The organism is Haliscomenobacter sp. (genome assembly GCF_040403615.1).
In the GTDB taxonomy this organism is placed as follows: domain Bacteria; phylum Bacteroidota; class Bacteroidia; order Chitinophagales; family Saprospiraceae; genus Haliscomenobacter.
The window spans coordinates 1-13,918 of sequence record NZ_JBBAKG010000132.1; the positions used below are offsets into that span (position 1 = coordinate 1).

General features: G+C 45.7%; 12 protein-coding genes. 2 read left to right on the plus strand and 10 right to left on the minus strand.

Features of this window, described 5'->3' with window-relative positions; genetic code table 11:
• The 5 genes from ABW391_RS25695 to uvrA all read right to left on the minus strand — a co-directional run.
• On the minus strand, positions 1–2,194 hold a 2,194-nt coding region (locus ABW391_RS25695), incomplete at its 3' end, for a hypothetical protein (RefSeq protein ID WP_353484770.1).
• Between the two features lie 431 nt (positions 2,195–2,625).
• On the minus strand, positions 2,626–3,153 hold the full coding sequence (locus tag ABW391_RS25700) for a DinB family protein (RefSeq protein WP_353484771.1): 528 nt from the start codon (positions 3,151–3,153) through the stop codon (positions 2,626–2,628).
• A gap of 163 nt (positions 3,154–3,316) precedes the next feature.
• The gene (fabG, locus tag ABW391_RS25705; RefSeq protein ID WP_353484772.1) at positions 3,317–4,063 is read right to left on the minus strand and encodes a 3-oxoacyl-[acyl-carrier-protein] reductase; all 747 of its coding nucleotides are present in this window, start codon (positions 4,061–4,063) and stop codon (positions 3,317–3,319) included.
• 125 nt (positions 4,064–4,188) lie between these two features.
• Positions 4,189–4,608, minus strand: a complete 420-nt coding sequence (locus tag ABW391_RS25710) for a hypothetical protein (protein WP_353484773.1) — start codon at positions 4,606–4,608, stop codon at positions 4,189–4,191.
• Positions 4,609–4,717: 109 nt separating this feature from the next.
• A complete protein-coding gene (uvrA, locus tag ABW391_RS25715) occupies positions 4,718–7,579 on the minus strand; it encodes an excinuclease ABC subunit UvrA (protein ID WP_353484774.1) in 2,862 nt (953 codons plus the stop codon).
• Between the two features lie 327 nt (positions 7,580–7,906).
• Here uvrA and ABW391_RS25720 point away from each other — a divergent pair, with 327 nt between their 5' ends.
• Both ABW391_RS25720 and ABW391_RS25725 read left to right on the plus strand, forming a co-directional pair.
• The gene (locus ABW391_RS25720; RefSeq protein WP_353484775.1) at positions 7,907–8,488 is read left to right on the plus strand and encodes an RNA polymerase sigma factor; all 582 of its coding nucleotides are present in this window, start codon (positions 7,907–7,909) and stop codon (positions 8,486–8,488) included.
• A 190-nt stretch (positions 8,489–8,678) separates the two neighbouring features.
• Entirely contained in the window at positions 8,679–9,749 is a 1,071-nt protein-coding gene (locus tag ABW391_RS25725) for a putative outer membrane beta-barrel protein (protein ID WP_353484776.1), read from the plus strand.
• 163 nt (positions 9,750–9,912) lie between these two features.
• Here ABW391_RS25725 and ABW391_RS25730 read toward each other — a convergent pair whose 3' ends face one another.
• From ABW391_RS25730 to ABW391_RS25750, 5 genes are all read right to left on the minus strand, one after another.
• Positions 9,913–10,653: a hypothetical protein gene (locus tag ABW391_RS25730; protein ID WP_353484777.1), complete on the minus strand. Its 741-nt coding sequence runs from the start codon at positions 10,651–10,653 to the stop codon at positions 9,913–9,915.
• 367 nt (positions 10,654–11,020) lie between these two features.
• Positions 11,021–12,082: a porphobilinogen synthase gene (gene hemB, locus ABW391_RS25735; RefSeq protein ID WP_353484778.1), complete on the minus strand. Its 1,062-nt coding sequence runs from the start codon at positions 12,080–12,082 to the stop codon at positions 11,021–11,023.
• 27 nt (positions 12,083–12,109) lie between these two features.
• Positions 12,110–12,370: a membrane protein insertion efficiency factor YidD gene (gene yidD, locus ABW391_RS25740; RefSeq protein ID WP_353484779.1), complete on the minus strand. Its 261-nt coding sequence runs from the start codon at positions 12,368–12,370 to the stop codon at positions 12,110–12,112.
• A gap of 86 nt (positions 12,371–12,456) precedes the next feature.
• A complete protein-coding gene (locus tag ABW391_RS25745; RefSeq protein ID WP_353484780.1) occupies positions 12,457–13,074 on the minus strand; it encodes a HupE/UreJ family protein in 618 nt (205 codons plus the stop codon).
• A gap of 75 nt (positions 13,075–13,149) precedes the next feature.
• A complete protein-coding gene (locus tag ABW391_RS25750; protein WP_353484781.1) occupies positions 13,150–13,815 on the minus strand; it encodes a response regulator in 666 nt (221 codons plus the stop codon).
• Positions 13,816–13,918: the final 103 nt, after the last annotated feature.

Sequence of the window (13,918 nt, forward strand, 5' to 3'; positions counted from 1 at the left end):
ATAGATAAGTCAATCCTGAAATATCTACAGCAATAGATTCGGTTTCAAAAAAGTCTGCGCTTTTTGAAAAAATACAACCACTACTGGTTTTCACTTCAACGCGGTTGTAATTGAATCCCGGAAAATTGGCAAATACATTGCCGTTCTGCCAGGCACTGGGTGTTGAATAACCAGCCAAACGGTATTGGAAGGGTTGGCTAAGCGGCGTACCTGTAACAGGAATTTCAACCCGAAGGTTACCATGAAAACAGTCGGTAAGCCCTGTAACCGCCAAATCGCCAATTACTGCCGTTTTCTCATCTATATCTACGGTGTCTCGTTCGGTACAGGCGGCATTGGTGGGTCGTACTTCGATGATGTAGCGTCCAGTACTTCGATTGGTGAAAATATTGGAACTTTGCCAATTGCTTACACCCACCAATCGATATTGTGCGGTAGTGGCCTGTTTTAGGTTGATTTGAATCCGAGAATTGCCAATGGTACAATCGGTATGATTGCTGAGTAAAATGGTGTCCACTACGGTTAGTCCGGAAACTTCAGTAACCGTAACCGTATTACCGGGGATGGCAAAAGTACAGCCAGCATCACCGACAACCCTTCCTTCAATGGTATACGTTCCCGCGCTCAAACCTTTGAACCAGTTGGAGCTTTGCCAAGTGCCGCCATTGATGCGAAATTGTAGGCCAGTACTAGTCAGGGCGTTGTGTTTTGCTTCAATAGTGATGTTGCCCAGTACACAATCAGTGATGTTGTAGACAGCGTTAGAGGTGATGCTGACTTGTCCAAGTTCTTGTACCGTGACACTCAAACTGGAACTGCAAGTGCTGACATCCGGTGCGCTGACTTCAATTGTAAAAGTACCGGATGAAAGCCCTGTAAAGGAGGGAGTAGTAGTCCATGTGCTACCATTCAAACGATAGCGTGCCGCAATACTGGCATCTTGCAATACCGCATTTAATTGCACATTGCCAGTTGTACAATCCCGGTCGCGCAATACTTGAATGCTTTGGAGCTTGGGATAAATTCGCTCGGCGACCGTGGTACTTAAAGTGCTTACCGCTACCGGACAACCCGCAGTTGAACGAATGTCCACGGTATAATTCCCCGAAGACAATCCCGTAAATCGATTGCTGCTCTGCCAGGCTCCTGCATTGAGACGGTATTCTACAGAGGCGGCAGCGGGTTGGTTGCTCAGAGCCGTGATGGCAGCATTGGCTAAAACGCAATCTGTTTCTTGCTCTTTTTGAAGCGAAGTTAAACTGACCCCATTGGTTTCATCAATGGTAAAACCCATATATCGACTGCAGCTCCCGCTGGATATATTTATTGGTTCTGCTTCAAAATAGTAACTCCCTGAGGTTAAACCGGTATATGATGGCACATTTCCCCAAATTCCTCCATTGAGGCGATAGCGGTATCCGTCAACTTTACCTCCTGTCGTCTGGATACTTACACCTACGTTTCCTAAAACGCAATCGCCCAAATTGCTCTTGACAATTTCTCCAAATTCGATGGGCTCAAACTCTTCCATGAATTTTTGATAAGTCACTGTACAATTGGAAGTTGCCCGTACATAGCCCTGGTAGGTATCGGTGCTTTTGTTGGGAAACAAATTACTGGATTGCCAAGTTGTTCCATCCAGGCTGTATTGGAGATTAGCTACATTGCCAGGGTTAGAGACTTGAATCTGGAAGGTCATATTCCCTGTTGTACAATCCAATTGGTTGCTTGCCAGAATATCCGTAATACTGTATGTTGGCTGAATGATCTGGATTGGTACAGTGGTATGGATGTCCTGACACGTCCCTGTACTGTTGGTTACCGTTACCGAATAGACCGAACTACCATCTGATTTCGGTATATCGCTGATAATTTGAGTAGTTGCATGCGTACTCCAACTGTAATAATACCCCGTACCTCCTCCCACAGAAAGGGTGATCGATGATCCTGCACATGTTGGAGTGTTGTAGCTAAATCCTAAACCACAGGGAACCACCAGAGGCGTACCTGGCATTGCGGTTGAATTTGATGATTTGGCGAATTTGCTGGTTTCATGGGATGTGTTGGTAAGCCCTAATAAAACGCCTTCACTTGAAGGGGATTCCAGGTTGGCTGTCTGAGCATACACAACAGTGGTCAATGCTTGCATGATCAATATCCCGAAGAGGGCTATGAGGGTTGTCGTTTTGGTCATCTTTCAATAGGTTTAATTCTGGTTCAAAATAATTACAGCAATATATTTTCACCTACAACAAGATATAGCTCATTGTAGTCCAAAAAATCCCAATAGCAACAAGCATAGAGTTCTTGAGTCCTATCACAGACAAAAGACACCTAACTCATTGGTTGTAAAGTAAATTCAAAAGAAAATTGTAAAAGGTTGCGTTTCTAATGCATAATTTCAGCATCCCCAATGGGGAATGAAACAGGAAAAAACAATTGACAGACATTTATATTTGTGCTGTACTTTGTTTTCACAAATTTGAAAAAAAAAAAACCATTTCTCCAAACTAAAGAGGAGTTTTTTTTAAAATTAATTTTGGGTTAACATTGGTAAATAGAGCAAAAGATTAGAATGTATAGAATAGTTGTGTAAATTTGGAGAATTTCGATTATGGGAAAAATTCATAACTCATCACTCAATTCCTTGTTTTCAAGGTTTATTCCACCGTAAAAATTCGTTTGCTTGTCCAATCTTGCTTTAACGATGTATGCCATTTGACCAACGTGGTAAGAGAAATGCTCTACGACGTGAATCAGGATACTCATTCCGGTTTCATTGAATCCTTGCACCGTAATTTTTCTTTCAATATCTGCTGGAGTCAAGCGATTCAAGACTTGATCTATTTCGACCATCAATTGGTTTACGCGTTCCATCAGTTCGGTGCGCGGCATTGGGCCTCGTTCATCAAATTCAGTTTGCCGCTGGCGCAAATCTGCTGCGCCACCCAATCCTGCCAAAATCCACTGCCGGGCATTGCCGCAGAGGTGCAGTACCAGATTGCCTACACTGTTGGAATTTTCATTGGGCCTCCACCAAATATCGGCTTCGCTTAATTCATGCAAGCACTGCTCAAGGCGCACTTGAGATTCTTCAAACAGGCGACGTTTGATCTCCGTGATGAAGAGGTCTAGAAAGGATTGATCCAGCATGAGAGGAAGGGGGTTATAGAATGATCGGTCACTGAGCGTAGCCGAAGTGCCGGCACTTCGGCTACGCTCAGTGACCGACTTCGGCTACGCTCAGTGACCGACTTCGGCTACGCTCAGTGACCGATCATTCGTCAATCGTCATTCGAAAAATTCGTTATTCAAATCAGGTGTGCAATGCACCGCAAACCGAAATGGTTTGACCTGAAACATAGGTAGATAAGTCTGAGCCAAGGAAAACGCAAAGATCAGCTACCTCATTGGCCTTGCCAAAACGCTTGAGCGGAATATTTGCCAGGTAAGCATCGCGGGTTTTCTCATCGAGTGCCTCGGTCATATCGGTTTCGATAAAGCCGGGGGCAACCACGTTGCAGCGAATGGCCCTTGAACCCATCTCTTTGGCGAGAGACTTGCTAAAACCAATGATACCCGCTTTGGAAGCGGCGTAATTGGCCTGTCCAGCATTACCGGTAATGCCCACGATCGAGCTCATGTTGATGATCGAGCCTCCGCCTGCTTTCATCAAAGGGCGCAAGGCAAATTTAGACAAATTGAAAACCGACTTGAGGTTGGTGGTAATGACTTTGTCCCATTGCTCTTCGCTCATGCGGAGCATGAGGGTATCCTGGGTAATCCCAGCGTTGTTGACCAAAATATCGAGTTTGCCGAAATCAGCAACTACACTGTTGATCAAGGCTTCTGCTTCGGTGAATGAGCCAGCATCAGAAGCATAAGCTTTCGCTTTGACTCCCAGTGCTTCCAATTCCGCTACAATGGCTTCGGCCTGAGCGGCAGAAGAGCGGTAAGTAAAGGCGACATTGGCGCCTTGCTCAGCAAATCTTTTTACAATTGCTGCTCCGATTCCGCGTGACCCCCCGGTTACCAGAGCAACTTTGTCCTGCAATAGTTTCATCAGGCTTTGGTTTTTTGTTTTGTGGGGTCAAAGGTAAGGAACGGGCGGGAAAAACTGAATGATTTATTCAATCTACGATCAAGAAGGGAAACGGTATGCTGTTTCCCTTCTTGATCGTTTAATTTTTAAAGAATGAGCACATAAAGCAGGATACCCAAAAGAAACCCGATCCAGGCGCCTCTAATGGTCTTTTTCTCCCCACTAAACACGATATACGTAATCAAAACGCCAATCAGGCTCAAGACAAATCCAAGTAGAAATCCCAAAAAACTACTTCCTTGAATGGCAGGTTTATCAGGGTGTTCTTCAGCTTTTTGGGCTTTGTTTTTCAGCACCTTAATGGCCAACTTTTGCTTCCAGGTAAGGTCATGACCAATTTTCGCTTCTATTTCTTTAACCGAAAGCGTTTTCAGGTCGTTGATGCCAATTTTAGCACCTGGAGTTTCCGTTTCATTTGGATTTGAAGCTGTAGAGATTACCGCATAACTGTTGGTTGCGAAAAGTACACCAACGCATAGCAACAAGATGTTGAAGAAGTTCTTCATAGAAATGTGTTTTAAAGATGTTAGGAATAGAAAGTATCTTCAAATATAGCATTCCTTATCAGTAAAACCTATTTAAGTACAAAGACAGTAAGTAGTGACTTTTAATAAATTACACTTCTGAAGATTTGCCTATCAATTTTTCGCGTAAATATTGCCCGGTGATGGAAGATGCTACTTCGATCATCCCCTCTGGCACCCCTTGATAAACCAATCTTCCGCCCCCTTTTCCTCCATCTGGCCCCAGGTCAATGACCCAATCCGCCGATTTGATCACTTCGAGGCTGTGCTCTACCACGATCACGGTATGGCCTTTTTCTACGAGGGCATTCAGGGCATCCAGCAACTTGCGGATATCGTGAAAGTGCAGGCCGGTAGTAGGCTCGTCAAAAATAAAAAGAACGTGTTGGTTGTGGTGCTCCTGATTTAGGAATGAAGCCAGTTTTACCCGTTGGGCTTCGCCCCCTGAAAGGGTACTTGAAGACTGCCCCATGTGTACATATCCCAAACCAACATCCTGCAAGGGTTTGATTTTGGAAATGATGTCTTTATGGCCTGCAAAAAACTCCATGGCCTCGTCGATGCTCATTTCCAACACTTCATGGATGTTCTTGCCTTGGTATTCAACTTCCAGCACTTCGGTTTTGAAGCGTTTTCCGTGGCAGACTTCGCATTCCAGGCGTACATCGGCCAGGAACTGCATTTCGATGATCTGCTCGCCCTCCCCTTTGCAGGCGTCGCAACGACCGCCGTCCACATTGAAAGAAAAATGCTTGGGCTTGAATCCCCGGATTTTGGCCAACTGCTGGTTGGTAAACAAATCCCGAATGGCGTCATAAGCCTTGACGTAAGTCACGGGATTGGAGCGCGATGATTTACCGATGGGGCTTTGATTGACCATCTCCACCGCTTTGATTTTATGAAATGGGCCCTCGATAGACGAGTGCAAGCCCGGCGCTTTGGGCGATGTTTCCCCCAGTTCTTTTTTGAGCGCAGGATATAGAATTTGCTTGACCAAGGTAGTCTTGCCCGAGCCGGATACACCACTTACAGCGGTCAACGTATGCAAGGGAAAAGCCACATCTACATTTTGCAAATTGTTTTGCCGGGCACCTCTGACCCAAATGAAATCGCTGGCTTTGCGGCGATAGGTTGGCACCGGAATTTCCATCCGACCACTCATGTATAAGGTAGTGAGGCTATTGGCCGCATCGCTGTAAATGTCGGTATAAGGGCCTGCAAAAACCACTTCTCCGCCATGAATGCCCGCCGCTGGGCCGATATCGATCAAGTAATCCGAGTTTTTAATCAAATCCTCCTCGTGCTCCACCACAATTACGGTGTTGCCCAGGTCGCGCAGGGTTTTGAGTACTTTCACCAGTCGATCGGTATCCCGAGGATGGAGGCCAACGCTGGGTTCGTCCAGGATATACATGGAGCTGGTCAGGTTGCTGCCCAAGAGGCGTGTAAGGTTGATCCGCTGGGTTTCGCCCCCGCTGAGGGTAGCCGAAACGCGGTTGAGGGTCAAATACCCCAAGCCCAGATCACACATGTATTGCAGGCGAGAGGTGATTTCCTGCAAAAGACGGTTGCCTACTTTTTTGTCAAAATCACCAAGATCGATGGATTGAAAGAAGAGCAAAAGTTCGTCTACTGGCTCATCGATCAGGTCGCCGATTCCCCTTCCGCCCACTTTTACATAGCTGGCTTCTTTGCGCAAGCGAGCGCCTTCACAGGTAGAGCACAGGGTACGCCCCCGGTACCGCGCCAGCATTACCCGGTTTTGCACTTTGTAGGCTTTTTCTTCCAAATCCTTAAAAAAGGCATAAATGCCCCCGAAAGCACTGGTGCCTTTCCAAAGCATGCTCCGCTGCTCCTTGCTCAAATCCTGGTAAGGTTTATGTACAGGAAAATCAAACTTGTGCGCATTGGCCAGTACTTCGTCCAGCCACGAACCCAGTTTTTCGCCTTTCCAACAAGCAATGGCGCCTTCGTAAATGGACAGGGTTTTGTTGGGTACAACTTTGTCTTCATCAATCCCCATTACCATGCTGAATCCCTCACAACTGGGGCAAGCCCCAAAGGGATTGTTGAAATTAAAAAGCTGAGGGCTGGGCTCGATAAAGGTCAAGCCGTCCATTTCAAAGCGATTGTTGAAGCCTTGCATGGCTGCTGTACCCAGCACTTCTACCCAGCACTCACCTTCACTTTCGTAAAAGGCAGTTTGGACGGAATCGGCAATGCGCCGCATGTTGTCCTCTTCGTCGCTGACCGCAAAACGGTCAATGAGTATATATAAGGTGTCTACTGGAATGTCTTCAATTCTATTCTTGAGCAAGGGAACCTCGCTGCCCAAAAAATCCTGAATGTCCATCAGTTCACCTGCATTGCGAAGGCGGGTATAACCTTTTTGGAGCAAGAGTTTGAGTTCTTGTTCCAGCAGGCGGTCTTTGTATTTATAGGGCAGCGGTATGAACAATTGCACCCGGGTTGCTGCTGCAAACTTGTGGATGTAGTCGCTTACATCGGCAACTTCGTGCTTTTTGACTTGCTCGCCGGAGATTGGTGAATACGTTTTGCCCACCCGGGCGTACAGCAGGCGCAGGTAATCGTACACTTCGGTAAGGGTACCTACCGTTGAGCGGGCGTTGGTGGTGCTGACCTTTTGTTCGATGGCAATGGCCGGACAAATGCCTTTGATGTAATCCACCTCGGGCTTTTTCATGCGACCCAAAAATTGCCGGGCATAGGAAGACAGGCTTTCGACATAACGCCGTTGCCCTTCTGCGTACAAGGTATCCATCGTAATCGAGGACTTTCCTGATCCAGAAACACCCGTCACCACCACAAACTGGTTCTTGGGAATGGCCAGGTCGATGTTTTTCAGGTTGTTTCCGCGGGCACCTTTGATGTAAATCCAGTTGTCGGCGCTGGGGGCGGTAATTACCTCCTCAGGCGTAGCCTTCTTCTTCATAATGTAACGGCAGTTAGAATGCGCAAGATACAAAAAGTTGGGTTGATCAATAAATGGAATGCAAAAGGCGCACAAAAAGTTTTACACATTGATGGTTTTATTGCTGATATGTGTTAGGGGAAACCCTAGCAAACCGTTAATTTTTGGTTAATTTCAAAAAAAATCCCTTAAACTGTTTTTTCCTTAAAATATTGCGTTTATCTTTGGAACATCGAAAGATTTTCTTCCAAAACATTATTACTTCACTAAATTGCAGGCTATCGGCTGAAACTTCTACACTAAAAGTTTTTCTGGATTATCAATCCCATTGCTTTAAACTATTTAGTTATGCAAGTTACACAGCTAAACGATCAGCAGCTCATTGCCTGCTACTTGGAAGGAAACGAAAGAGCGTTCGAAGAATTGCTCAATCGCCATCAACAAAAAATTTATACCTCTATTTACTTATTCGTCAAGGAGCAAAGCCTCGCTGAAGACATCTTTCAAGAAGTTTTCATCAAGATCATTGATACCTTGCGCCGGGGTAAGTACAACCACGAAGGCAAATTCCTGCAGTGGGCCATGCGCATCTCTTACAACATGTGTGTGGATTACTTCCGTCGCACCAAGCGTCGTCCAAAAGTATCTCCTACCGATACTTTCGATATTTTCGATGTTCTCCAGACACCGGATTTCAACTCTGAACAAAACATCATCCGCAGCCAGACGCACGACAAAGTGCGCCACCTGGTCGATATGCTCCCACCGGAGCAACGCGAAGTGGTGATTTTGCGCCATTATGCCGATATGAGTTTTAAGGAAATCGCCAAGTTGACTCGGGTAAGCATCAACACTGCCTTGGGCCGCATGCGCTATGCTTTGATCAACATCCGTAAGATGGTGGAAGAGAAAGAAGTGATTCTGCAGTGATAATTGAAGAGTTAAGAAGTTGAGGGTCGACTACCATTGAAATCAGTGGTAGCCGACCCTTTGTATTTATTCTATCTGTTGGAGCAAGGCTGTCAATTTGCATCAATAGCTTATTTTTAATTTCAAAAATTTTTCTAACAAAGAAACGAACTAATTTTTCTCATGGCTGCTTTAAATAATAAACGCTGCTATGAACACAACATTCCTTCGCCTTTGTTTCATATGTATGTTGATTTGGCCAATGCTGGTACAGGCACAACTCACGCGTGGCACTATTTATTCCAGTGGTTATGGAAGCAACAGTAGCCCCGGTTTTAGTATCCCAGGTTTTGCTAATGGCCTAGCCGGGTTATCGATAGAAGCTGGCAGCGATAACGACTTACTGGGACTTGTCATTGCGCCAGAATTCGGCCTTTTTGTTTCAGATCGCTGGTTACTCGGGAGCAGGCTGACGATAGGCGCTGCCGCCCTCGCCGGTGAGACAGGCGTCGGCGGTTTTTCATTGTCACCTTTTGCACGGTATTATTTCAATCCGCAGGCACACAACAATCATTTCTTTGCCAATGCCCAATTCGATTTGAGCCTCTCACCTGGTACGGTGGGCGCCAATTTGGGCCTTGGTATGACTCACTTTTTAGCGCCAGGCCTGGGTTGGGATACTTATTTGGCCTTGCGGCGATCTGATTTTGAGATCGATAAAAACCTACGGGTAAGTTTGTCTAGCCGACTCAACATTTACCTCAATAAAGACCTCCGAACCAATCGCCGCGAAGCCTTGTCAGGCATCCAACGTGGAAGTGTAATGATTGGTGGTACCAATGCCGGCTTTGCATTTGGCATACAATCCGCTCGGGAAGGCACCTCTAATGTGTCGAACTTTGATTTAGCGCCTAATTTACTCTACTTTTTTACCGATCACCTGGCTGTAGGAACCCGTTTGAACCTGGCCACTAATGGGAATGACAACTTCAACTTTACCACTTTTGGAATAGCACCGCAAGTACGGTACTATTTTGCGAAGGCACAACATCAGCTATGGTTCATCGGTAGCGCCTATGAATTTGCTCGATCCACCGGGAAACTAGCCGAGCAAGACTTTGAAGTCAACAGTACCAGTTTAAGCTTTGGTGGAGGGCTGAACAGTTTTTTGACGCCCCATCTAGCGCTGGAATTGGCGCCCAATTTGAACTATAATTTTGAGCGCAATACTACCCGCGTTGGAATCGATTTAGGGATTCAGTTCTTTTTGCATCCGAAGTAAGGAAGGAGGGTTTTTATTCCGATTAATCCGAGTTGATAGAAGAAACAAAACTAACTCAACAATTACCTGGGTTGGCCTTGCGGGGTTTACCAACAGTTTCGGGCTTTGCGTTCGGGTGGGTTTTGGAGCGCCCAATTGTCAACCAACACCCACTCGAACAGTGTTACCCTCGAAACCACAACTCTGGGTGTTTCTCCAAATCCAGGCTTTTTTTCTTCTTTTTGTGAAGTTCGACAAAAAAGCCAAAGTTCAGGATCAGGGCCTTGCCCGCAGCGCCGATGGATCCCCTGGCGCGGATATCAAAACTGGGTGAAGGCAACCAGTACCCTCCGCCAACCGCCACCTGAAACAAACCTTTACCCGCGCCGCTTAGTAAATTTACCCGCGAGCTGATGTTGTTCAGCGCGTCGATGGCATCGCGATCCAAATTGGTCCCTTGTGATAAGAGGTAGTCCGAAAACCGAACGCCATCGTCATAGATGATGCTACCGAACAAGAAGGTGTTGTTGTCGAATTTGCGCCCCATTTCAATGCCCAGCGAGATCGCATTGGGGATTGGAATATTTTTGCCTTCTACGTTCACGTTTCCCCGCAATTTGAAGGTTTGGGCAAAATTTTGCGAAGTGGCAATCTGTGCCCGGACGTAATAGTTGTTTTCTTGTGGAAAATGCCAGCCAATAAAAACCTGTGGCGCAAGCGTGGTGGAGCGGATTTGCTTGGGAAAAACCTTGTTCAAATCGCCTCCAGCTAATTTCACGACTTGATCGACGCCTTGCAAACCCTGACTGCCATCGCGGCCAAAAGAAAAGGTTTGGTGTTGTGCACCAATGCCGAAGAATAATTGTGCGCTGCTTTTTGAAGAGAAAAGCAGTAAGAAACCTAAAACAAGTAAATAAAGTCTCATGGAAATAAGTTTTGTTCTCTCAATAGTATGCTAAGCGATACACCAATGAGGCATGCTGAGCCGGGCGAAGGGTCGTTCAACCTGAGCCTTTATGGTATGACGCAATTTTCGGACATAAGATACGAAGTTTCAAGGATATGACTCCTAAAGACGCAAAATTATACAGGATGTTTAACGACAAGGACATGTTTTTCGTTGGAGCGGGCTAGTTTTTAAAGATTAGAAATGAACAAATAAAAACACGACACTTCGACTTCGCTCAGTGACCGTCTTTTTATTTGTTCAACCAATTTTACAAAAAAATAAAAGGGTCGGTTACCTGTAATGGCAACCGACCCTTTTATTTTTCAACTACAACAGTTTCAACTCAAATCTTGTAGTTGGTCACAAATGCAGGCATTTTGGTAGACTTGCCACGGGTATGTGGCTTTGGTTCTTTGCGTTCCTCTGGAATATGGCCATACTTCATCAAACGGGCATAGTGTTTGGCAAAGTAAGTAATGATCACATCTGATCCCGCACGGCGCAAACACATCAGCGTTTCCTGTACTGCCTGATCCAAATCGAGCCAGCCCTTTTCAGCAGCAGCGATGATCATGGCACACTCACCGCTTACGTGATAGGCAGCAACTGGAGTTTCCGTATTGTTTTTCAACAAACTGATCACATCCAGGTAGTTCAATGCAGGCTTAACCATGATGAAATCGGCACCTTCTTCGATGTCCAAAGCGGCCTCAATCAGCGCCTCTCTTTGGTTGGCCGGATCCATTTGGTAGGTTTTTTTGTCTCCTCCACGAGGAGCAGAATCCAAAGCGTTGCGGAACGGGCCGTAGAACGCACTGGCATATTTGGCAGTATACGCCATAATGCCAGTATCGGTGTACCCCGCAGCATCCAATGCTTGGCGCATGTACCCTACTCTGCCATCCATCATATCGGATGGGCCGAGCAGGTCAAAGCCCGCTTCTGCTTGTGCCAGTGCCATTTTGGCAAGAATCGGAAGTGTTTCGTCATTCAGGATTTTGCCATCGCGTACCAAGCCATCGTGGCCATCGGTACTGTAAGGATCCATGGCAATGTCACTGATCAGGCAAGTTTCCGGGAATTGGCGTTTCACTTCAGCGGCGATCTTGAGATAGAAATTGTCCTCATGATAGCCGTAAGTAGCGAATTTGTCTTTGTACTGGTCTGGCACCACCGGAAACAAAATGAAGTTGGTGATGCCCAGATTCAGGGAATCCTCTACTTCCTTGAGCGTTTCGCGAATGCCAAGGCGGTAAGTGTTCGGTAAGGCTTTAACTGGTTCGCGTGAGTTTTCTTTGCTGACCAGAAAAAGGGGCTGCACGAGGTGATCTACGGAAAGCTGTGTTTCACGGATCATGCTTCTAATGGCAGCGGTTCTTCGATTACGTCTAGGTCTTTTTAGCATACGTGTCCTATTAAAAAAACAAAACAACTAATGGTTTTGGGAATTACGGTTTTCTGGTACCGGATCAACTCCGAACCCACCCCAAGGATGGCACCTGCCGATTCGTTTCAACCCCATCCAAACTCCCCGAATGCCCCACTTTTCGATGGCGTCAACCATATAAGCAGAACAACTTGGCGAGTAAGCACAGTGCGGTCTGAACAAAGGCCAGATAGCAACCTTGTAAAATCGAATAGGAAGAATAAGAACAAACTTTGTTAAGCGTTTCCAACTTTGGCTTAAACCCATGTTTTTACCAATTATATGCAATATACTACCAAATTCTGAAAAATGTCAACCATTCATCGAAAAATGACATTTTTTTGCCAAAAACTTTAGTTAAAAGGAAGCCTCTCCAACATCATTATCAAAGAGAGTCCCGCCGCTGCGCCAGAGACGAATAAGTTGTATTCTCTTTGTTTGATGCGTAAAATATTGAATGCCAGGAAGGAAATCAATAGAATGGCTGCAACGATGGTCAACTGACCAATTTCGACTCCGATGTTGAAGGCTAAAAGCTGCAATACAAAATCACTTTCATTTCCAGGCAAAGTCAAAGATCGGAAAAAGTTGGAGAAACCCAAGCCATGGATCAACCCAAATATTAGTGCAAACGCATAATTGACATTAATATTACGATTGAAGGTTCTGGATTGGATTTCTTTCCGGTCAAATGTGTGAAAAACCACATTATATATTGCCGTAAAAAAAATGGTGAGGGGAATCAAAAACTCAACTAACCTGGTGTTGACAGGTACCACATTCATGGCGGCCAGCCCCAGGGTCAAAGAGTGACCTATAGTAAAAGCTGAAACCAAAATGGCCACTTTGCGCCATTCCTGGATGCGGTATATGGCGCACAATACGACAATGAACAGGATGTGGTCGTAACCTGCAAAATCAGCGATATGGGAAAAGCCCAGTTCCAGGTAGGTTTGAAAAGTAGATTGCATAATGAGGTGGTGGTCTTTTTAAAATGTAAAAGTATGACCCGGTTTGGAATTGTAAGAAAAATGGAATCAAAATAATTACTCCTCTACCAACAAATTAAACTCATAGGCCACCCTTACCAGCCCTGCTGTGTTTTTCACATTCAGCTTCCGCAGCAAGCTTTTGCGGTGCGAAATCACCGTTGTGTCGCTGATGAACAATTGGGCGGCGATTTCGTCGGTATTGCATTCATCGATGATTAGGCGGAGGATTTCTTTTTCGCGGCGGGTAATTTTGGGGATGTATTGTGAACGGGAGGGCTTTTTGGACTGCATGCCATCCAGAAGGCTGTTGGTTACCGCTTTGCTGAAATATTTCTCACCTTGCTGAATGCTTTGAATGGCTGTGACCAATTCCTCTTTGCCTGCATTCTTGAGGACATACCCATCCGCTCCGGCTTTGACCATTTTGGTGATGAATCCGGCTTCGCTGTGCATGGTCAAGCTCAGGACTTTTTTGTCGGGAAAACGTTTTTTGATTTCCTGACATACCTCAAACCCATTCATGTCGGGCATGTTGATGTCCAACAAAACCAGGTCTATTTCCTCTTGATGCTTTTCAAGGGTTTCGAGCGCGGATTTTCCGTTGAGGGCCTCATGAACAATACTGATGCCTTCGGCTTTTTCAAGCAGCGCCTTGATGCCGTCCATCAACACCTGATGATCATCTACCAACAAAAGTCTGATGTTCTCAATTTTGTCCATCTCCACGGTTATTAGGTTTTAAGTATGACGCAAAAAATTACATCCCGATTTTTGAGAGGCTTTTGAATAGAAAGCTCACTTGAAATGAACCGTTCGACTTCCT

Coding starts and splice junctions, on each gene's coding strand:
- uvrA (WP_353484774.1), bottom strand. CDS start 7,579: ATGAAGAAGAAGGCTACGCCTGAGGAGGTAATTACCGCCCCCAGCGCC.
- yidD (WP_353484779.1), bottom strand. CDS start 12,370: ATGGGTTTAAGCCAAAGTTGGAAACGCTTAACAAAGTTTGTTCTTATT.
- ABW391_RS25725 (WP_353484776.1), top strand. CDS start 8,679: ATGAACACAACATTCCTTCGCCTTTGTTTCATATGTATGTTGATTTGG.
- ABW391_RS25700 (WP_353484771.1), bottom strand. CDS start 3,153: ATGCTGGATCAATCCTTTCTAGACCTCTTCATCACGGAGATCAAACGT.
- fabG (WP_353484772.1), bottom strand. CDS start 4,063: ATGAAACTATTGCAGGACAAAGTTGCTCTGGTAACCGGGGGGTCACGC.
- ABW391_RS25710 (WP_353484773.1), bottom strand. CDS start 4,608: ATGAAGAACTTCTTCAACATCTTGTTGCTATGCGTTGGTGTACTTTTC.
- ABW391_RS25720 (WP_353484775.1), top strand. CDS start 7,907: ATGCAAGTTACACAGCTAAACGATCAGCAGCTCATTGCCTGCTACTTG.
- ABW391_RS25730 (WP_353484777.1), bottom strand. CDS start 10,653: ATGAGACTTTATTTACTTGTTTTAGGTTTCTTACTGCTTTTCTCTTCA.
- ABW391_RS25745 (WP_353484780.1), bottom strand. CDS start 13,074: ATGCAATCTACTTTTCAAACCTACCTGGAACTGGGCTTTTCCCATATC.
- ABW391_RS25750 (WP_353484781.1), bottom strand. CDS start 13,815: ATGGACAAAATTGAGAACATCAGACTTTTGTTGGTAGATGATCATCAG.
- hemB (WP_353484778.1), bottom strand. CDS start 12,082: ATGCTAAAAAGACCTAGACGTAATCGAAGAACCGCTGCCATTAGAAGC.